At 34.6% G+C, this 21,950-nt stretch carries 19 protein-coding genes and 1 pseudogene; all 20 read right to left on the reverse strand.

All coding sequences use genetic code 11. The annotated features are described in order from the left end of the window. On the reverse strand, positions 1-537 hold the full coding sequence (locus tag KO527_RS03320) for a transthyretin-like family protein (RefSeq protein ID WP_252733383.1): 537 nt from the start codon (positions 535-537) through the stop codon (positions 1-3). A 167-nt stretch (positions 538-704) separates the two neighbouring features. Then, a complete protein-coding gene (locus KO527_RS03325) occupies positions 705-1,118 on the reverse strand; it encodes a hypothetical protein (RefSeq protein ID WP_216038962.1) in 414 nt (137 codons plus the stop codon). A gap of 125 nt (positions 1,119-1,243) precedes the next feature. Then, positions 1,244-1,809, reverse strand: a pseudogene (locus KO527_RS03330) (DUF1287 domain-containing protein). 401 nt (positions 1,810-2,210) lie between these two features. After that, on the reverse strand, positions 2,211-2,420 hold the full coding sequence (locus KO527_RS25770; protein ID WP_354668600.1) for a PoNe immunity protein domain-containing protein: 210 nt from the start codon (positions 2,418-2,420) through the stop codon (positions 2,211-2,213). Between the two features lie 63 nt (positions 2,421-2,483). Next, positions 2,484-2,768 (reverse strand): hypothetical protein, encoded by a 285-nt coding sequence (locus tag KO527_RS03340; RefSeq protein ID WP_216038963.1) that lies wholly within the window; start codon positions 2,766-2,768, stop codon positions 2,484-2,486. Next, entirely contained in the window at positions 2,769-3,044 is a 276-nt protein-coding gene (locus tag KO527_RS03345; RefSeq protein ID WP_216038964.1) for a hypothetical protein, read from the reverse strand. Further along, positions 3,041-3,430 (reverse strand): hypothetical protein, encoded by a 390-nt coding sequence (locus KO527_RS03350; protein WP_216038965.1) that lies wholly within the window; start codon positions 3,428-3,430, stop codon positions 3,041-3,043. Before KO527_RS03350 ends, KO527_RS03345 begins: the two co-directional genes overlap by 4 nt. A 276-nt stretch (positions 3,431-3,706) precedes the next feature. Beyond that, on the reverse strand, positions 3,707-4,693 hold the full coding sequence (locus tag KO527_RS03355) for a transposase (RefSeq protein WP_216038966.1): 987 nt from the start codon (positions 4,691-4,693) through the stop codon (positions 3,707-3,709). 307 nt (positions 4,694-5,000) lie between these two features. Next, positions 5,001-5,537, reverse strand: coding sequence for a hypothetical protein (locus KO527_RS03360; RefSeq protein WP_216038967.1), 537 nt, complete (start codon positions 5,535-5,537; stop codon positions 5,001-5,003). 2 nt (positions 5,538-5,539) lie between these two features. Continuing rightward, positions 5,540-10,507: an RHS repeat-associated core domain-containing protein gene (locus KO527_RS03365; protein ID WP_216038968.1), complete on the reverse strand. Its 4,968-nt coding sequence runs from the start codon at positions 10,505-10,507 to the stop codon at positions 5,540-5,542. Positions 10,508-10,512: 5 nt separating this feature from the next. Further along, positions 10,513-11,448, reverse strand: a complete 936-nt coding sequence (locus tag KO527_RS03370) for a hypothetical protein (protein ID WP_216038969.1) — start codon at positions 11,446-11,448, stop codon at positions 10,513-10,515. Next, entirely contained in the window at positions 11,445-12,515 is a 1,071-nt protein-coding gene (locus KO527_RS03375) for a hypothetical protein (protein WP_216038970.1), read from the reverse strand. The genes KO527_RS03370 and KO527_RS03375 overlap by 4 nt, the downstream gene beginning before the upstream one ends. A gap of 18 nt (positions 12,516-12,533) precedes the next feature. Continuing rightward, the gene (locus KO527_RS03380; protein ID WP_216038971.1) at positions 12,534-12,821 is read right to left on the reverse strand and encodes a PAAR domain-containing protein; all 288 of its coding nucleotides are present in this window, start codon (positions 12,819-12,821) and stop codon (positions 12,534-12,536) included. Positions 12,822-12,839: 18 nt separating this feature from the next. Then, entirely contained in the window at positions 12,840-13,184 is a 345-nt protein-coding gene (locus KO527_RS03385; RefSeq protein ID WP_216038972.1) for a hypothetical protein, read from the reverse strand. A 2-nt stretch (positions 13,185-13,186) separates the two neighbouring features. Continuing rightward, positions 13,187-15,055, reverse strand: a complete 1,869-nt coding sequence (gene tssI / locus KO527_RS03390) for a type VI secretion system tip protein TssI/VgrG (protein ID WP_216038973.1) — start codon at positions 15,053-15,055, stop codon at positions 13,187-13,189. Positions 15,056-15,222: 167 nt separating this feature from the next. Beyond that, the gene (locus KO527_RS03395) at positions 15,223-15,714 is read right to left on the reverse strand and encodes a type VI secretion system tube protein Hcp (RefSeq protein ID WP_216038974.1); all 492 of its coding nucleotides are present in this window, start codon (positions 15,712-15,714) and stop codon (positions 15,223-15,225) included. Positions 15,715-16,002: 288 nt separating this feature from the next. Continuing rightward, entirely contained in the window at positions 16,003-18,612 is a 2,610-nt protein-coding gene (gene tssH, locus KO527_RS03400) for a type VI secretion system ATPase TssH (protein ID WP_216038975.1), read from the reverse strand. 28 nt (positions 18,613-18,640) lie between these two features. Then, positions 18,641-19,633: a type VI secretion system baseplate subunit TssG gene (gene tssG, locus KO527_RS03405; protein ID WP_216038976.1), complete on the reverse strand. Its 993-nt coding sequence runs from the start codon at positions 19,631-19,633 to the stop codon at positions 18,641-18,643. Beyond that, positions 19,630-21,462, reverse strand: a complete 1,833-nt coding sequence (gene tssF, locus KO527_RS03410) for a type VI secretion system baseplate subunit TssF (RefSeq protein ID WP_216038977.1) — start codon at positions 21,460-21,462, stop codon at positions 19,630-19,632. Before tssF ends, tssG begins: the two co-directional genes overlap by 4 nt. Continuing rightward, positions 21,459-21,950: a type VI secretion system baseplate subunit TssE gene (tssE, locus tag KO527_RS03415; RefSeq protein WP_216038978.1), complete on the reverse strand. Its 492-nt coding sequence runs from the start codon at positions 21,948-21,950 to the stop codon at positions 21,459-21,461. Before tssE ends, tssF begins: the two co-directional genes overlap by 4 nt.

Below are 21,950 nucleotides of genomic sequence, written 5' to 3' on the forward strand. Positions count from 1 at the left end.
TTACCAACGGCAAATACTATGTAATAGATAACCTGACTGTGGATATTCATAACTTTTAAATTCAAGTTCTTCTTCAGAATTAGTCAGATCACAATTGAGTTTGTTTAATTTTTCAGAAAGCGCTTTATTTGGTTCAATGCCAATACTCTGCGTATACCAAAGCATTAAGTCTTTCTCATTATGGTGGGTCACTATAACTTGCCGAGTTCTCGATTCGTCGAACATAGAGCCTGGTTTTCTTGAACGAATTATTTTTTCTGGTAAATAAAAGTTACCATCTGCGTCTGTTAAAGTTTTATCTATAATTTCTTTATCATCACCATATGTTAAACCTCTAAGCACTTCTTGATTACTGATAGGTTCACCATTTAATAAAATTTGTCCACGTACCTCAGGACTTAAATGAACATCATATTTTTTAAAAATACCAAACATATCAGCAGCTACCTGTGTTGTTAGAAGAAATGAACATGAAGTGACAATAAATAACAATGACAAGATTATTCGTTTTTTATTGTTTAAGTGAGAAAAGATCATATTCATCCGTTGAATAATTTAAGCATCCGTTACTCTAGCGATATTGATTACTCATTTTGCTAGATACTAATTATTAAATGACTTAATAGTTTCTAAAATATGAACAAATTTTACAGTACCTATTTTAGATTGACAATGAAAATATAAAAATCTCTTATTTATAAATATTAATAAGTGCGTTTGATATTATATTTATCCATAAAAAGTTCAGATAATATTACACCTGTAACAGCGCTTGATGAGATAGAAAACATAACAATGAATGGAATGGTTTTTAACATAAATGAATCGAGAACATTACCACCAAACCAATGTAGCACTAGCGCTATCACAAACAGTATAAAAGTGAACTTATTTAAAATGAAATAAAAAACAATATCAAAACTACCCAAAGTTTTATGTGACTTAAAAGTAGAAAAACCATAAATTAAAAAACTTGTAGCAAAAAATAATGCAACTAAAACGAATATGCTGCCATTCATCAAATTAGATGCAGAATTTAATAACTTATACCCAATTACAGATGAATAAATTGTCATTGCCAACCAAAATAAAAAAATTGGCCCAATTATAAGACCCATAGAAGCTTCCTAAATTATTATAGTTTGCAAATTGTACCTATTATGCCTTTAAGTACAACTTACTTCAGTAAACTTTGAATAAATAAAATTAGCACTTATTTTATTTGTATCGCATTATCAATAGTTCATTTATCAGGATGATAACGATAATGACCTGTAATTTTATAATCAAAAATTACATTTTCTTTTTTCGGACCTGCACCTATATTATGGACTATAAAAGGGCTTTTATTATTTGGTAAAGGCCCTTCAACAACAATACCTATATGAGGTAAGTTCCCAGGCAATAACCAAGTTACAATATCTCCCGGTAGATAATTTTGTTTCGTAGTACTAACCGGTAACTCTTGGCCATGACGACTAAAAAAGACACGTAAATTAGGAACTCTTCGGTGATCAATGTTTTTATCTGGTTTAGACAATCCCCAAATACGTTTTGATGGGTAGGCTGAAAAGTTCAAACTCATATCTTCGTGTACTTGTTTTGTAAATCAACTCCTAATGCTCTGTAAGCTCTAATTACGACATCGGTACATACACCGATATGATTAGGTACGTCTCCATTTGGATAATCAATAGAAAAATAAGAACCATCGTATTTTATATTATGTAATGTACGCTCGATGGCTGCATAAACAAGTTTGCTTTCAAACGAATCAGCAAATACAGAGTTAACATTCAAACAAAAAATAACGATTATTACCCTAAATAAAAACACATTGACTTCCTTGGATTAATAATTTACCCGTATCAAGGTAAAAGCTTTTTTCCAACCTTGGCTACTATTATCTATTAACCAAACATGTGGTAATAAAGTGAAAATTGAATAATGCATGTGGGCATGTTGATAAGGTATAAAAACATTAACCCAAAATCAGAGTAATCAAAGCCAAAATAGTTTTTTTAGTTTCTACTAACACACTCATAAAAACTATTCATCAGAGAATGTTACAAACCATCTACTGCTATCATTGAGTTATGTCCCAATTGCGTTCTGGGTATGTTTAACAAGTTAGCAACTAAAGCATGTTCAAAACACCAATAACCTATATAGTAATCTGTGTATTCGAATTTACAGTCACAATCATGGCTTTAATGCCAATCTGCTTCTATTAGACTTTCATACCATAGTTTAACGAACTGGTCAAGAAAGGTAGCTTTGTTTACATGAGGCGCACTCCAAGCATCACTTAATGTTTGGTAAATCTCTGGGTAATAGAGCTCATTAGCGATTTTTTTATTACTATCACCTAGCGCAATGGCAATATTATCAAATAATCTATCTTTTCCGCGTTCACCAATAACTGATAATACTTGTTTTACATACTTTTAACAGAGATAAGCACAATAGTGTAATTTCCTTTTTTAATAATCATCGCTATACATCACATGAGATACAGCATCTAAAAGTTGTTTAATCTTTAGCTCTTCTGGACTACAAAGCTCTCTAGATGCAAGTACACTGTAAGTAAACGTCTGACCATTTCTTAATCGAGTTCTAGGATCGACTCCTTGGCATGAGTGTTTAGTTATAAAAGATAGTTGTTGAATTATCGATATTATGATCGGATTTTTTTGGTCTAGAACTCTGCTTGATGTTATTTTATTTTTAGCAAAGTTTGCAGTTTTTGTTAGTTTATTGAAGTTCATTTAAAGACCTTTAAAATTTATTTTTGATATCATATTTTTAGTTGCATCATTAACTAAAACTTGTGTACCGCTACCGTTCGTAAGTATTGGTTTTTCCGGAGTAGTCCAAGTATCGATTACAGGTTTCGCTATTGATTTTAAACCAGTTCCCTCTACAACTTTAAATGATTTCAATGTCCTTCCTTCGACACTAATGCCTAACATATCAGGACTTTGATTTGACAAAGGATCAAACCAATTACCAGGATAACCATGAGGTGCTACATATTGAGTCATCGAATCTGGGGGTGGAAAGTTAATAATTTCAACTTGAACTCATTCAATTGGCCAATTATTGATTTATCTCCAAAAAGCAAAGTCAGAGTTAATTCATTTTGAATAGTCCATTCGTTATTCTGTGCTTTAAGCTCTGGATCAAAGCCACTTAAAAAGGCAAAGGGTGCTGCTTTTTCTAGGTAAGGTTTAACTTCATCATTATTTTCTAATACATAATTAGCGTAAGCGAGTTGTTGGTATTTTCCTGTCAGGATCCATACTGCGTCTACCTTATCCTCTACAGCAATAGATGCGTCAGCCATGTCCTCTAGTCTTATAGCTATGGTAATAGGAGCTTTTTTAAATAACTTTTCAAATTTAAAATTATATTCGTTTAGTTTTAACATTGTTTATTATCCTTTGGGGAGCGATTGTAATTTACCACCAATCACTTTGTCGTTGTTTTCTACCGACCAAAATTGGACAGCCATACCTATCTTATTGAATTTAAACACCCCTACTCTTATAAGGAGTTAATTTTAGCAAGTTATAAACATTTTTATGTCTTTTAATTGGCCATTATTTGATATGTACAGGAATAAATACTTTAACTAAATTTCAGGCATGATGAAAAGTCAGCTACTTATCAACAGCTGCTTTCTTTTAAAATTTTATTTTAATAACTAAGCACAACCCTTATACCAGCTGTGATGATGAGCGTGTGCACATTTTATTAATGATGTTTTTGAACCCGCAAAATTCGCATATTGTCGCCTAAAGTGCTTAATAGTATTTATCCAACTATCGGACTCAATGTCGAGTATTTTTAATAGCGCAGGCCTATTGCTATCTATGCTACCTCGCTTATTAGGTAAAATGAGTTTACCGCTAAACTCGGCGAGTTCTAAATAATCAAATAAGGTGAAAGGAATACTGTCTTTATCTTTATTCTTGCCAAACGGTAATAATGAATTTGGTTGCGGTAAAACTGTAACGTCTTCATTCAGTTTAATCTGTTGTTTTTGAAATGATTTATATTGCTTGATACGTTCTTGGATCGAAGTGAAATCACTACTTTGTAATGAATCCGCCATTTTGGCGCGAATAGGGTTTAAATCAACATACATCATGCAACTTAATACCGCGGTTTCATCTAATAAGGCTTGTGATTTAAACCGCCCTTCCCAGAACCGGCCTGTACAGTTGTCTTCTAAATTGGCTTTACGCGCAATAAATTCATTGAGGTTACGCATAAACCAACTGATGTCATACAATCTCGCTCGCCATTTACTTACCACCTCACTTATTCTAAGTAAGCATGCTTCATCTAGCACTTCACCTGCTAAGTAGCGGTCGATGAGTACACAGCCATGATAAAGCTGATACCAACGGGCAATCACCTCATCATCACTGCAAGCTAATGCTTCATCACGATTTACCTTTAACACAAGATGATAATGATTAGACAGAATCGCATAAGCAGCAATATCAATGGAGAAAATGGTCGCGAGTAATTTTATCCGCTCGACTAACCAACCTCTACGATGGTCAAAGTTATTACCCGAGTATTTATCATCGCCACATAAGTAACTTCTACGAATACAGCGATTTATGCAGTGGTAATAAGAGGTTGCATCTAAATCAATTAAAGACTCTCTTGCTCTGGCCATTATTAACCTCAAACATTAATGAACTCACTATTTAAGCTTAGTTCATTAATGTTTAGACGGTTAAAATTTATGAGTGTCTATTTTTATTTTTAAGTGTCTATTTTTATTTTTGCTTAGGTTAATTAACTGCTTTATTTGAGATATAGTTATCATGATTCTTCTTTGGTTTTAACCTTTTAGATCTATGGATTTATCAGGAGTTCTTAGATGTGTTCTCATTCCAACCTTCTTTTTCAAAATTGAAAGAATAGACTTCTCTTATAAAGTTTATTACAGGAGATAAATATTGAGTTATCATGATATTTATTTATAAAGTGCCTTTGTCGTATTCTGTTGCAAGTTCTTTAAATAACTCTAATAAACCGCCTTGAAACAAAAAACTATCTGAAAAAGTGATATCTTGAAACGACGAATATTTGTTTAAATATATATCGCGATTCAAATTACTTATTGTGTATCCACCCTCACGACGATTGTTACCAGCATCCATTGCTCGCCCTAAGATTATATATTCCCCATTAACCCTTTCTTTATCCGTTGCAATTTTATTTGCTGGTAGGCCTCCTTGAAAAGAAGGTTTAATAAAAAACTCTAGTTTCTGCACAAACCAAGATAATAACGCAAGTGGTGCATCAAATTGCTCTGTAGTCAAATAGGGAGGTTTACCTTTTGGGGTAATTATCCAGTGGTGAACAACCGATAAATAATCACCTTGTCGATAAAATGAATAAAACCTTTTGGGGTAGTTTAATGAATCATTAATCCTTGCTAATTGTTTAACGCCTTGTGGCGGAGAGTCTGGGTTAGTAATCTCAATTAAAGGTTGTAAATATATTTCCGTCATGATTATTTGCCTATTGGTGTCAGAGTGTCTGATATTTTAAGTGCTGAGCCAAACTCTTCTAAGTTCACTAATTTTCTTTCAAAGTTAAAAGTTTCTACAGCACCAAACTTACCGTCATCAGCCAATAATGTTTTGGTGACTCCATTGCCTAAAAAGTGTTGGTTATTGCCTAAACTTTTTTGCATTTCTAACCGCTTCTTCATTAATTTTGCCATTTGGGTTGTATTGGAAGTTTTATTGAAATATTTTAAAGCTCCTGCAGTATCCCATTCACTGTCCATTACGCCTGAATCTAAAGCAGCTTGATATTCTTTTGCATAGTGTGACTGAAACTCAGGAGTCATTAACTTATCTACTTCAGATTTTGTAAAATTATCAGGCAGCTCAGCCTTAGTAAAGGTAGATAGATTTTCAAAAGTAGGAATAATACTGTGCGTATCTGCAAGTTCTTTAGTTTGGTCAGTATCAATAACAGCCATAACAAACTTTTTATTTGGATCGTAATCTAGCCCCAATTTTTCACTTATTATTTTAGGATCACTGTCAGCATCTTCTAATTGATCAAATGTTGTAGACCAATATTTCGCGCCATAACCACTTTTGCCTTCAAAAGGCTGCCCTAGATTACCAGGCTTTCCATTATATGTAAGATAATCAGCATCCATAAATCTAACATGAAAACGTTCATTAGCAACATCCCCAGATTTTGCCATAGTTAATAATTCTTCATCACTGTATTTAGGTTGGTAACCGTTTCTAATGATACTTTCTCTCGCTTCTTTTAAGCGTGAAATTGCCTCATCTAATGATTTTGGTGGTGGTCTGCGATTAAACTTTTTCTTAGATTTTAAAACCCCTCCCTTTGCACTGTTTAATATAGTTTTTCCACCAGCCATAGTCCCTACAATTTCAACTGATTTATGTGCAAGGGTTGCAAGAGTTGGAGAGCCTGTAACTTCAAGAGTTGTGTCACCTAAAGCTGCCATATTATCTTCATAATATTCTTGCACTATTGGCGCTATTTTTTTAGATATTTTAAGCCCTGAATCTGTAAGTGGCCCTATTTGATTTTTTTGAACACTCTCTATTGTGTGTGTGGCCGCATCTATATTCCCTCCTGATATAGCCAGTGTAACTAAGCCAGCGCCACCAGCCACAACATCGATCGCAGTATTTACTACACCTGTAGCTATAAGATCAGCACTGCCAATAGCAACATCACTAACATCTATATCTCCTTCTTTACAACTCAACCCTAAAGGATCTACCCAATTGACCGGATTTGGCGCATATTGGTAATGATTAATACCACCTATTAAGCCAATAGGGTCTTGATGTATAAACCTTTGTTGTTGTGGGCAATAATAGCGGTAGCGATTGTAATGCAAACCTGACTCAGTATCAAAATACTGGCCTTGAAAACGAATTGGTTGATAATATTCTTCTCTACTTTCAATACCTACAGTGCCTTTACCTAATTCTCTGCCAAATGCATCACTGTTGTTTTGCCAAACTAATTGTGCTTGATCATTAGTTAAATACTGCGGCGTACTTAACTGATCTAAATGGTAATAAAATATCTGGTTGTTTTTGATTAAAGCAACGGGTTCAAATGTATCTGGTATATACACGTACCATATAAACTCGCCATTGGTTGATTCACCAATTAATTGATCACCGTCCCAAATAAAATCTGTACGGTTTGATTCGGTAATTTTGGCACTTCTGCGACCAAGGGCATCGTATTCATATTTCGTTAGCTGATTATTATGGGTGATTTGTCGAAGCTGATTTAAACCATCAAATACACGGTTTTGATCTAAACTATTGCCCCAAGCACGTGTTTGATTACCGCTGCCGTCATAAAAATAATCAACACCTTGGTATTGTTTTAATCTATCTTTTTCAACTTCGGTTATGCCCGCATTACTTTGTTCAGTAAATTTGTCTGCTTTAGGTCTCAGGGCGTGTTTTAATGCATCTGTATTTAATGGATTGCCAAAAGCATCCCAACAATATTGCTGTTTTATTTGCTTGTTTGTTACATTAACTGTTGTATCAGCCGTATTATTATCAAAAGCCTTATCAAAAGTCGTATCAAAATTATTTAATGATTTTGATTGGTAATGAAGTTCACTGTTGCTGTTATCATCTTTATGAGTTTTATCGTGGCATATGAGCTGATGTAAATTATTATAATTAAAGGCATGATTGAGCTGTTCATCATTCTCTTTATATTCGGCCAATTTTGTTAAGCGATTTAAACTATCGTATTGATAATTCCTTTGCTTAAAAGTTGCCTGATGTTTTTGCCATTTTTGCTCACTTAGGCGATTATACTCATCAAATTGTTGCGACAGTACTATGCCATTTCCCAATTGCGCATATATTAATTGATCTGTTTTATCATATTGATAATTAATTAAAGTTTTATCTGTCAGATTAATTTGACTTATACGGCCATGTTCATCATATAGGTAGTTTATCTGTTGACCATCAGGTAAGTTCAACTGACTGCGTTGACCTAGGATATTATACTGATATTTAAGTTGCCAAAAGCCTTGTTCACAAAGTGATAAGGCGCCATTTTTATGATAATCAAATTTTACGGTGCGTTCACCATTAAAAGCCTTGGTTACACGCCCTAATTTATCGTATTGATATTGGTTTTGATGACTCAAGCTATGATGTTCATTTATCACACTATGTTGCTGGCTTATTACGCGATCATTTAAGTCTCTGGTAAGTTTAATATGCCGCTGTGCATTATCTGTTGCGCTGAGTAATTTATTATTCTGATTAAAGCTAAATACTTGTTCACGGCCATCAAAGCCGGTTAATTTTATTGGGTTTTCATTTGCATCGTATTCTATTTGATATTTGTTGCCATCGCTGCGATCTATGCCAGTTAAGTTTCGCTCTTGATCATAATGATAAGCCAGCCAACTGCCATCAGGTAAAATCTTTGCTGCAGGTTGCGCTAATCCATCAAACTCGTATTGTGTTAATGCACCAGTTGCATCTTCTAAACTGATTAATCGACCTGCATTATCGTAATGATAATGATCAGTGCGTTTAGCTTGGTCGCTATTTAAAAACTCTTGTGATTTTGAAGTAATTAAACCTTTATTGTTGCGAACAAATTGTGTTAATAACCCTTTACTAGTCAGTAAACCTATTAAGCGACCATGCAAGTCATAACTGTAACGGGTTAGTAATTCACCTACTTGCTTTGCTAATACTTCACCATTACTGCCACGATGATAACGGGTGATAATGTTTTTAGTATCAATTTCTTCTGTAATTAATCCTGTTTCATTATATTGATAAGAATGTGTTCGGCCATCAGGATAAACTTGCTCCAGTAAACGTCCTGTTGCATCAAAACGTTTACTAAAACGCTCACCTAATGCATTAATGGTTAAAATTCTTTGCCCAAATTGATTATAACCAAACTGGGTTTTAGCACCTTGTGGATCCGTATGAGATATTAACTGGCCATTATCGTTATACTCAAAATTTTTCTGTGCACCATTAGCTAAGCATTCTTTTGTTTTTTGGCCTAAATCGTTGTAATAATATTCTGACTGATTACCTAAAGCATCTATATACTTGCTAAGTAAACCTACTTCAGTATGATAAAATAGCTCTTTTGCACCACGGCTATCTATAGAACACGTGTGCGTTTGATGATATTCAAAACGGTAATTATATATATTGTCATCACCCCATTGGGCAATACATTTAGCTTGTTGATCATGTCCTTGCCATTTAAAGTGATGGCTAAAACCTGAAGCACGCGTTCGCTTTAACAGTAAGTTATTTTCTGTATACAGGTAATGCTCTGTTTTTTCATTGCTATCAATACAGCTTATAAGTTGTTCAGCACCATTGTATTGATATTGTACGAGTGCGTTGGGGTTAACGTCTCTTTTGCCTTGTTCGTTTAGTACATAAGATTTAATATTATCGAGTTTATCACCCCGATATTGTAATAAAATGCCACGAGTTGGGCTGCAAGTAATACGTGCTAAACGGTGCTGTTCATCATAATATAAACCTATGTAGCAGCCTTTAAAGTCTATGATACTCTCAAGCAACCATTGGTCATTTACTTTTCTAAATGTCCAATGACTCTCGTCAGGTTTTACTAATACATGTTGATCTAATGATTGGTACTGTAATGCCCATCCAGACGATACTTGATAGCTCGTTTGGCCTAATTTGACTTGATCAAATGTATGAACACGGCCTTCTTCATCAGTTAATTCTAAAAAATGCTTTCCGGGTAATTTAGGCCCTACTTTTGGCGCAGGGGTATATTTCTCTACTAAATTGAGTGAAAAACAATGGCGCCAACCAAAGCCTAAGCTCGTTTTTATGTGTGATTTTGACGAGCGATATAATCGCTGCCAAGTAATATGCATTAAACCAGATAATTCAAAATCAACGAGTGGTAAAATTTCTTCCCCAGTTAACATAGAGACGGGATCAGATCTTAGCGTTTGATCTTTAATTTGTACTTCTGTGGCCGTTGTGTTTTGACTGCCACCTTGTTGTGCCACAGCTTGGGTTTGTCGCCCTTGATTAGAGGGATTTACCGTTTGGCTATTTTGGCTAGAAGCAGCACTTTGTGGTGCGAGTGTCGCAGTTTCTGTTCCACTATGCTTTTTTGTATTGTTTTTTACATATACCGATAATTTTTGCTTACCTATCGCTTGTGTTAATTTAGGCGCAACAGTGCGTGCATTTAACCGTTCTACATTAGGTTTACCAAGTAAGTCATTAAACGCATATTGTAGCGCGTTAGGATCTTGCTTTAAATTTAATGATATTTCAGATACTAAGCTAGATGCTTGCGCTTGGTTGTTTATTGTTAGTTTTTGATAGCCTAGCGGCGCGGTTTGGCCATCGGCAACAATGACAATATATCTTTTCGTTCCTTGAAAATTAAAAAATTGCGCATCCATTATTATTATTCCTTGCTCATCCAACGATATAAAGCAACTGAGCTGTATATGTTGTCAGATATCTCAAGTTGCAAAGTATCTCCTTGATGAACATCTTGCTGATAATTGTCGTAAATATGCATAAAGTTATATAAACCCGTTACACAACCAAGTTCCGCAGTGCTAAAACCTGTTTGGATTATTTGACTACCCAGCGTAATAACTCGCTCTAAGGTTTGATAAGCTAAAACCCAAGGTGTAACAAGATTTTTATTGCCATTACCAGGTAAATATAAATAGGATAGTCTTTGGCTAAAATCACTTTGCTGGCTAAATAAGTTTTCTATGCTTTTAAGTTTTTCTTGTGAGATAGCACTGTCATAATTACTATGTCTAATTTCCAGCCCATGATCCTGTCTATCTAATACCACGAAACCTACCCCTTCTGATGGCACCCAAGCATTATCTGGGGAAGTTGGTGGATGAAAAACTGTTTCTCCATCATCAGAAAAATAAAGGCTATCTACCGCTAAAATACATACAGACTCATATTTATTATCGCAATCAGCTAAATACTTTAAAGCCATAGGCATAGATGCCCGACCATATGGTAAAAATTTAATGGTACGTTGATACAATTTAGGGAATCTATTTTTTAAATTATCTAACAACAATTTATATTGTGCTTCTTGCTGCAAATTAAACTGTGGTAATAACCATAATATGGGTGTATCACATTGCGCAAAATCACTTTGCTGTATGGCTAAATCTAGCAATGAACTAATACGTTCAAATTTATTTATATTACTTAACTGGGGTATAAAAGCAGTTTGTGTACCTTGTGTTTCATTAACAGTCACCTCACCTGAAACTAACGGTAAATTTAATGCAGCAACGGTATCTTGTGCCAGTCCAGTCAACAATAATTGTGACTTAATAATGTAGCGCTGATTTTGAGTCATATTATTAGCCTAAAATTATGATTAACTGATGAAGTGTTAAAAGATTGCGCTATCATTAACAACAAAGCATGTTTTTTATGACGTAAGCTATGTGTTGTTGAAATAACGTTTAGATTTTTTTGATTAATTGCGACACCTGATAACATTTTATCTGGGTAGTCATCGGTATTTCTTTGTGACCATAAATGTAATATTTTAGCGCCATAGTAATGCAATGATTTATACTGTTGTTGTTCATTACTTTCAAATTGCAGCGCTAAAGGCATAAAAGCGGCTAACTTATCGCCTAACATGAGTTTTAAATAATCAAATGCAGCTTTTGCAACAGCTTTATTAAATAACGCTTTAGCTAAAAATGGCACATACTTGATAAAACCACTTACGCCCATAACTGCAATCAATAAAGGGTAATTATCTTCATCTTTACTTAAATCATTTATCAGGTTCGTAAGCTGAATTTCATCTAATGACAAGATATAAATCTTAAAAATATCTGTTACTAACTTTGTTTCGTTTACCACTAATTTTTGTTCACTGTGTAATGTCAGCGGTTGTTTCATTAGTATCTTTAATAAAACTTGAGTTTGTTGGCAATTGGCATGACAAAAACTGTGATGGTAATGCTTAAGCTCCTGCTGTTTATTCATTAAAAATAAATTTATGCAATGATGTTGTAGCACTTGCATACTACAATTTTGAGGTAGCTGTATTTGATACTGATTTTGTAATGCAACTGACAGTGCCAGGTGTTGCAATGTTTTATGTTGCAACATGGCATTAATAATATCTTGCGGCTTATTACATAATTTTGTTAATACTATAGGTAATAATATTTCAAGTTGTTCAACAGACAATTGCGTTTGATTTAAAAGATGCGATATAAATTTTTTTTCATCATTAATATCTTTTAAATATGTTGTACTGAGTGAGTCTTGCGATATTAAACGAATACATGCAAACACCTTCGCCTTAATGTGTTCAAGATTTTCTTCAAAGCAATAGTAGGAATTATCAACTGTGATTAATTGATTAATCGTTAATTTTAATTGGGCAAGTAATTTATCCATTTTCTTAGTTCTTACTCACTAGCCTATTAAAACGGTTGGATTACCAATAACAAGTTTACCGCCATGACTGCTGCTATCACCTAATCTAGCAGCGGGTAAACCGTTTATTTTTACTGAAGAAGAACCCGCAGAAATAGAATCTGGAGGACCAACACACACTAACATGTCACCTTTTCTAGCTGCAGGCAAACCGCCAACTAATACATTTGGTGAACCCGCTACGCAGGGTCCGCCAACATGAGGCACATAACCTGTGACTTTAGGACAAACATGCATACTGGTAACTGTTGCGGCTGGCATTCCCATTTTATTTCAACTTCCTTGTTAAATTTGATAAACCAATAACTTTCTTTGTGATAATAATATCGCGATAATTTTAATAAGTTGTTCTTTGTTATATTGTTTATGGCAAATCAGATCATCATAGAAATATTGATATATTTTACTTTCTATTTGATCTATATTTTTCCATTGATGTAAAGTGTTTAAAAACTGTTCACCAAAAACTACATTTGAGACAACATCTAATAGAGGTAAACCTAGCAGCGGATCATCTGGGATGTGCTCTGATTTACAAATTAAATATTGATAATCAAACTGGCAATATAAATAAAACCCGCGACATTGCGACCCATTAAAATCTATACCTGGATAATTAGTTTCACTCATGATTAGTTAAGTTTTATTTGTGCCGCACTCAGTGCGATAGCGGTACCATCAATCGTAACATTTGTTCCTTCAGTACTCACATTTGTACCTTCGATTGATAAATTAGTACCAGAAATAGTGATATTGCCACTGCTTTCTAATTTTATTGATGCTGAGCCTGTTTTAAAAATAATTTCTTGGCCGGCTTCAACTAACAAGTTTTTACCAACTTTTACAGTGTCATTATTGCTAATATCAGCTAATCGGTCATTACTAACTGTAACAGTGTCATTATTAATAACCTCTGTGAGTCGATCATTACCAATGGTATCTTTTTGGTCATTTTTAATATTTAAATGGTGGTCTTTTTCTGCCTGAAAAAATAATAATTCTTTGCCTTTTTCATCTTCAAAACGCATTTCATTAAAATTGTCTGCACCACCTTCTTTAGTACTTCGGGTTTTAATACCACTTTGTGTTTTTTTACCCGGTAATGAGTACGGTGGCATTAAATCTGAGTTATAAACAGCGCCACATATAATAGGCTGCTCTGGATCACCATTTATAAATTCTACAAGCACTTCTTGTCCGACTCTTGGAAAAAAGAAAGCGCCCCAACGATCACCAGCCCAATTTTGACCGACTCTTATCCAACATGAACTTTTACTATCTAATTCACCTTCACGATCCCAATGAAATTGGACTTTAACACGACCATAGCGATCAATATGTTGCTCATCACCGGGATCACCAGTGACTATAGCTGTTTGAACACCATTAATTAATGGCTTTTGAGTTAGTTGAACGGGTCGATATGCAGTTTCTTTTGGAACACATTCAAAATCATTTATATAGACTTCCATACCTGAAGTGGTGCTCGAGCCTGTTTGACTTGCTTGTGCCGCTGTAATTTTAAGTGCAGTCACAACATAGCTTTTGCCAGTATAATCAGAGTTTTCATGCTTTTTAAATGTAAAAAATTGACCAACACTAAAACTTCGGCAATCACTTTGACCTAGGCATTTTTCCATGTCTTTTTGTAATGCATCTAATTGTACATTTGCGATTGGCTGTGCTCTTGTATTTAATTCAGATTCACCCTGATAATCAAACACCTCTAGCGAACCTTGTGATGGCAAGCTTGCATTTGCTTTATTGCCTTTTGGTAATTGTCCTGGGGCTTCAAAATCATAACCTTTACGTTCATAAGCACCATATACCATATTAAGTGCACCTTGCCACCTTGAAACATGGGGTTGCGTTAAATCTCCAGAAAAACACTCTACTTGTGATTCAGCGCATTGATTATAAACAGTAATATCATCGGCTAGCACTAACGTGTGTGCTGATTGACTATGTTCAAAAAAGAAGAAAATCCCTTCTTGCTGAAGAATACGTGCAATAAAATCATAATCTGATTCTTGGTACTGAACACAGTATTCATATTTGGGATAAGTTTTAGTTAGCCTATTTTGGAAAGCTACTTGATGCTGAGAAAATAAATCACTGAAAATCTCATCAACTGATAAATTTTGATATATGCGACAATTGGTCCGTTTTTTCATAAAAGCGGCATTTGGTACGATAACTGCTTGGTAATCTAGATAATCTTCTGATGCAATTGTACGCATTCCTGATGATTCTAAATGACTAATAATGCCATGAAAATAACGGGTGACGCCTTTGGTAAGTCCATTTTCTAATGAGACGGTAATAGGTTTACCTACAAGATCTGACAATCCTACTTTACTACCGACAGTAAACATCGAAGCAGTGAATGAAAAAAGCTCTGAAAACGCTTCTTTACCAGTGAAATGCGTTAAATAAAATGCATCTTTACCTGCTGGTGTATCAATTCGTATAATATTGTTTTCTTGAGATTCTTTTTGCATTCCTTGCCTCTAAACTCAATAATTCACACAATATATTTGATGAATTATTCAAATTTATTACTTCGATTAAATCTATTTTGTTGATGCAGCTTAAAAATATTTTATTTAATATATAAAGAAAAAACCCTGAGATCGTGATCTCAGGGCCTAATATATGTAATTTAAAACTACATTTTATGACCTGTAACACAGCTGTAACCATGGCGGTGGTTACTGCTTGCTAAGTTCTTATCATCGTATTCAAATACGCTGTTAACCATTTCAGTGTAACTGATAGTGATAGTCTCAACAGGACGATCGCCTTGAACTGAAACACTGTAGCTTGAAATCATTGCATCAGTTAGTTCGATTGTCATGATTTCGTCTAAGCCTTCTTCACCTTGTTTAGTAACGTGAAAAATTGCTTTTTGGCCTTTACCAACAGTTGCTTCATGGAAAAAGTAAGTTGAAGCTTTATCTTGAAGTTTAGTGATAGTTACTTCACCTAGACGTGCTGCACTCGCTTCACGATCTCTTGCAGTACCAGTGAAAGATGTTAACTCGCGGCTTACATTCCAATCTACTGATAATAATGTAATTTGCTTTTCATAGCCCTTCGCTGTTGCTTCACCTTTATCTTTAAGAGGTCCTTCATAATCTAGGTACGTATTTGCTTGCATTTTAGAATATTCCTTTTGCATATTTATTATTCATCCATAAATGGATGGGCTGTATATTAGCTTTGATTTTTTAAACTAATTAAATGGTTGCCATTTCGACATCAATGTCTTTTTCATTAAACGCATAATGCTGATATGAATTTCACTAAGACAATTGATTAATCGATTGACTGAGTCCTGTATCAAGACAGGTACACTATACCCATAACAGGGAAATTAACAATAGATATTTGAATAAAAACTTCAAATATATCATATCATTAGTGCGTAAATTGCATTAATGAAAAATCATACACTATAGTTGAATTTTTCATTAACAACATTAACTTGTACCTGTTGTGTTTTCTCCTTTTTAGCCATCTTTACTAATAGCTGTGTTGATAATTCAGGTAAAATCGTGTTTTGTAAAATATTGTGGATATTACGTGCACCAGAGCCTGCGTCATCACACATTTGAACTATCTTATCCAACACATCTGTTGAATATTCAAATTGCGCGTCATAATTATTTTGCATACGCACACCTACTCGAGCTAATTGTAGAGCTGTGATCTCATTAAGCATTTGTGTACTGAGTGGAATATAAGGTAGTACATTAATTCGCCCTAAAAACGCAGGTTTAAATACTTCTAATAGATCATCTTGTAATGCTTTTCTTAAACCTTTTGGCGAAGGTATTGTTTCTTCATCTGCGTAAAGGTTCATCGTGGTATTAGTACCTACATTTGATGTCATAATAATAATGGTATTTTTAAAATCAATATCGCGACCTTCACCATCTTTAATTGTACCTTTATCAAAAACTTGATAAAAAATATCTTGAACACCTGGATGTGCTTTTTCCATTTCATCAAGTAAAACAACACTATATGGTTTACGACGAACAGCTTCTGTTAATACGCCGCCCTCTCCATAGCCAACATACCCTGGAGGTGAACCCAATAATAAAGACACTTTGTGCTCTTCTTTATATTCAGACATATTAATCACAGTGACATTTTCTTCACTACCATAAATATTTTCAGCTAATGTCAAAGCAGTTTCGGTTTTACCCACACCGCTTGGACCTGCAAGCATAAATACGCCGATTGGCCGGTTTTCATCACCTAACTGAGCCCGTGATGTTTGTACTGTTTTTGCGATTTGCGCGATAGCATCTGATTGACCAATGACTCGCTTTTCCATATTTTCTTGTAACGATAAAATGGTATTAATTTCATCTTCTTGCATTTTACCGACAGGTATACCTGTCCAATCTGAGATTATTTCAGCAATGACTTGTTCATCTACTTGCCAATGCACCATAGGTGTTTCAGCTTCATTTAACTGAGATTTGCATTCGTGTAATCTATTTAATAACCCTTCAGTATCTTCATTTTCTTTTGTGTAAAGTGTATTAACTATTTGCGCGACTTCTTTAACTAAACTTAATTCAAGTTGCCATTGAGTGTTTAATGGCACTAAATCTTGTTGCGCTTGTAATAGTTCATTAGATAATTCATTTACTTGAAATTTATGGTCGGTACCAATTGTTTGCTCACGTGTTAATACAGCGATTTGTGTTTCTAATTGCTGTATTTTACGTTGTAATTGTTCGACATTTCCTGGAGTTGCAGCTTGACTCATTGCTACTCGTGCACACGCAGTATCTAACAAACCGACTGCTTTATCTGGCAATTGACGGCCATTGATATAGCGATGAGATAATGCAACTGATGATTGTAAAGCTTGATCTGATATTGAAACTTTATGATGGTTTTCCATAACAGGCAACAAACCACGCATCATTACAACAGCTTGATCCTCTGTAGGCTCTTCAACTTTGACAACTTGGAAACGTCTTGCAAGAGCAGCATCTTTTTCAAAGAATTTTTTATATTCAGCCCATGTAGTGGCAGCGATTGTTCTTAACTCTCCACGCGCAAGTGCCGGTTTTAATAGGTTTGCAGCATCATTTTGTCCAGCTTGCCCGCCACTACCTATCATGGTGTGTGCTTCATCGATAAATAAAATGATAGGTGAAGCAGCATTTTTAACTTCATTAATTAATGATTTTAAACGGTTTTCAAATTCTCCTTTCATTCCCGCACCCGCTTGTAATAGTGCTAAGTCTAAAACGTGAATTGTGACATCTTTTAAAGAATCCGGTACATCTTTATGCGCTATTTTCAACGCTAAACCTTCAACTACCGCCGTTTTACCAACACCGGCTTCACCGGTCAAAATTGGGTTATTTTGACGGCGACGCGTTAAAATGTCGATCATTTGACGGATTTCATTGTCACGTCCCAGTATTGGATCTATCTTTCCAGCAAGGGCTTGTTCGGTTAGGTTTTGTGTAAATTGATCTAAGCTAGGTGTTTTACTTGGTGATGACTTGGTGTCTTGGGCAATACCGCTGCCAAGTTGAGCATTATTAACTTCATTTGTTTTATTAACAAGTTCTGGCCAGGCATGTAATAACTGCGCGGGTACAATTTTCTCTAATTGTCTTACTTTTCTGATCACTAAGCTTGATAAAGTATCATCACTTAATAATGTATAAAGTAGATATGCTGAACGGATTTGAATATCATTAAATTCAATACTCGTATTTAGCCAAGTTTGACGTAACCAATTCACAATATGAGGTGACAAACTCGGTGCAGCGCTGTTTCCCGTTTTTTGTAACTCTAATGATTTCAATAACTCATCAACTAAAGCATCTTTATCAATAGAAAAGCTAGCTAAAATTAAACGAATATCATCAGCTTCTTTTTCAAGTAATGATAATAACCAATGCTCAACTTCTACAGTAAATTGGCTTCTTGAATGACAAATACTTGCAGCCCCTTCTAGTGACTTTTTAACTACAGGGTTGAGCTTATCAACAAGTTTACTTAAAGACATGGATGACATTTTATTAATCCTTTATTTTTATTCATTATCAATTTAAAGATAAAATACAAGGCGATGATTTAGATCCTGATCGCCCAGTTAATTGGCAGCCTAAACCCAACGGCATAGACTTATGAGATAATTTTGCTTTTGTGATCTTACTATCCGCTAGCTTTAGCAGTAATGTGTAATCAATATTTTGTGGTAAATATGCTTTTATAAATAATTGTGCTGCTTCACTTCGTTTACCATTAGGTAACAAGGATTGGGTATCTGAATCTTTTTTAGGTGTGAGTAATATTTTAATATTAGAATTAATATCCCACACACGACTACCACAGCTAGCACCAACACCTAACCGTGCATGTTGCCCTTCAGGCTCACTCTGGCTACCAAGACGGGTTTGTTCAGATTCATTTAAATACATCCATTTGCCTTGAAATTGCTCAATCAACACATCACAACTAGTGATATCAGTTAAAATATTTTGTAAACCTTCTACACTGCGATTTTTATGATTAAAGATCCCACTATAATAAATTTTTTGTTTACTTTTTCCGCCCGCAATATGACTTAAAGTTTGCGTAAAAGGGTCAAGCTTAAATTCTTCATTGCTTTGTAAATTAATGCCAAATTGGTATTTTTCCCATGCACGGTAAAATAAAGAGATTAACCTATGATTAAATAAATCATAAAAATCTCGCATACCAGTATCTTTAGACTTTATTCTTTGAAGTACTAATTCACTATAATGCTGAGGTAATACGCCATTTGGGCCAGTTAAGCCCATAAAAGACAAAGTCATTTCAACGCTACAATGCGCATTGTTTGCATAACTAGATTTTTTGATATCACTGATCGGGTGTCCCGGAAAACCCAAGTGTTGAACAGATTTAAATCTGATCAATTCATTATCTGGTAAAGCATCATGACCTACTTTATGAAACTGCTCATCACCTAACGTTAATTGTTTTTGAATTAGATAAACGGCTTTATAAAAATCAGCATCACTATGATCTTCAATGAGGGCATTGATACTCATAGCAACGGCCTTAAACCTGTACGACTTGGCCAAGTATGATAAATTTCATCATGCCCTTTAAATTGCACAACTACTTGAGTAAAGCTGTTAATTGCAGCAAACTGAGCAAAAAATCTATCTAATATCAAAGTAAAGAAAAACACACCACTGCCTGAATAATCATCTCCTGAGAATGTAATTAGAACTTCACTTCCACTGCAAAAACTAATGCGACCATTTTGATTGATCCGAGATACAGCAGGTTTGATCTGGACTTGGTGAATATTGCTGATCATAGATTTATTTTCTGGCGCATTTTTAAAATCGTATAGGAATAGCAATTGTTTTAGTTTGTTAGCTGCATCGTCAGAAGTGAAATAGTCTAAATTAATGTGACTAATTAACTGCCAACGCGTAGCGTCTTTAAATTCTGCGCGAACTGGCTTAGTGGGTGCAACTAAACATTTAATATTTTTTATAATATCAGCACGATTTGGATTAAACATTTTAGGTTCACCCGTACCAAAAGGCAGATGTGCTGGTAAATTACGATTACTACACATCGCTTTTATACTGAGTAACCATGTACCATAACTGTCTGACACATCAAAACCTTTAAAGGTGTGGTCAATCAATGAAAGATACGTCTCCAGCCCTTGCTCTGCGTAACCCCCTGCCCAATTACTTGTTTCGCGTCTAATGTTCCAAAACATTTTTTTCTGCGCACTATAAGCTGGATGTGCTTCACCATAAAATGGTTGCACAGGAATTTTATTGTCTTTTGGATCAAACGCTGTCACTTGTTGAATATTTATGATTTCAGATACTTCTGAATCTAAATATCGCGGGCATAACTTATATTCATATAAAGAAGGCTCTATTCGAACTGGCTCTAACTCATGTTCGAATAAGTTAACTATTGGCGTACATCCTAATAAAAAATGGCTTTTAGTAACTTGCTTTTCTAAATCTTCTGAGGCTTCGTCTAAATATAAATAAAGATCAATTTTATCCTCAAAATGCGTCCATTTGTTTTTAAGATCTTCAATATCAAAAAATAAAAACTTCTCTGGTAATATAAACTTTTCAACTAGATAGCGATAACCTGATAAAGTTTTAATACTATAAGGCACTACTTTTTCTTCATTTTCAAAGCCAACTGACTGTAGATGTCGTGGTTGAAGATACACAGCTTTTGATATATCACCTCTTTTAGCGATAGACATACCAATACAGTGCTTAAATAATAGTTCATATAAAGCGTATGTTTGATGTGGTTGTCCGTTGATATAAAATCTTAATTTATCAATGCCAATTGTACTAATATCAACTTCATCGTATTCACATTCAATTGATATTTTAATAACTGCTTTTGCTGTTTTTTTCCAAGTTGCTTTTGGTGCTAAAAATGGCGCATTGTTAAACTTAGCTTCGGTTATATTTAGTGGCCAAAGCTGTGTATCGTAACAGGTTTGAAAATGACATGGTTTCATACCATCAACAATTGTCTCTATTTTGCTGCCTTTTGGTAAGTTAACACCCGTTGTTGAAACACTTTGAGTTTCTAACTGTATGACAGACATAGAAGGAATTGGTGCCTGATAATCAGGGTATAATTGACCTAATAATGCATCTGTTAATTCAGGAAAACTATCATCTAGTTTTTGACGGATCTGAGCTGTTAATAATGAAAACCCTTCAATTAATCTTGAAACATGTGGATCTTCAATATTTTCATCACTGAGTTTAAGCCTTCCAGCAAGTTTAGGATATTCAGTCGCAAAATTAGATCCCATATGTCTAATAAAAGCTAATTCGCGATTATAATATTTTAATAAGTCGTCATTCATTCAATTTTCTCTTTTACAACCATGCCTAAATGTACTGGTTCAACTTCTGAGTTAAATGTAATGTACTGCGGTTCGGGCTCGGCATATAACAAAGCATTTATTCTGATCCGTAATGTTTGATCTACTTCTTGCTCATCTTCGATAATAAAAACTTCGACTTCGATGAATCTGGGTTCAAACATTTTGATTGTTTTAGCAACTTGCTCACATAAAATTTGACGACCTTCACTACTACCCACTGCAATACTTGAAAAATCAGGCAGTCCGTAACTTAATACGGACTTATTTAATTCTTCGAAAGATGCAGGCCAAACGTGCCATTGCATTTTAGTATTGAGTAAGTTTTCAAGGTCGCGGCAAACATTACTTCTTAATTGTTTTAAATTTATGCCTCTGATCGCCTCTTTTGGATCTGGATTTAATGGATCATCGTCGATTAATTTATCCAATACAGAAGACTGAATTTCAGGTGAAACAAATTGACTCAA

The organism is Pseudoalteromonas sp. C2R02, from assembly GCF_018860845.1.
GTDB lineage: Bacteria > Pseudomonadota > Gammaproteobacteria > Enterobacterales > Alteromonadaceae > Pseudoalteromonas.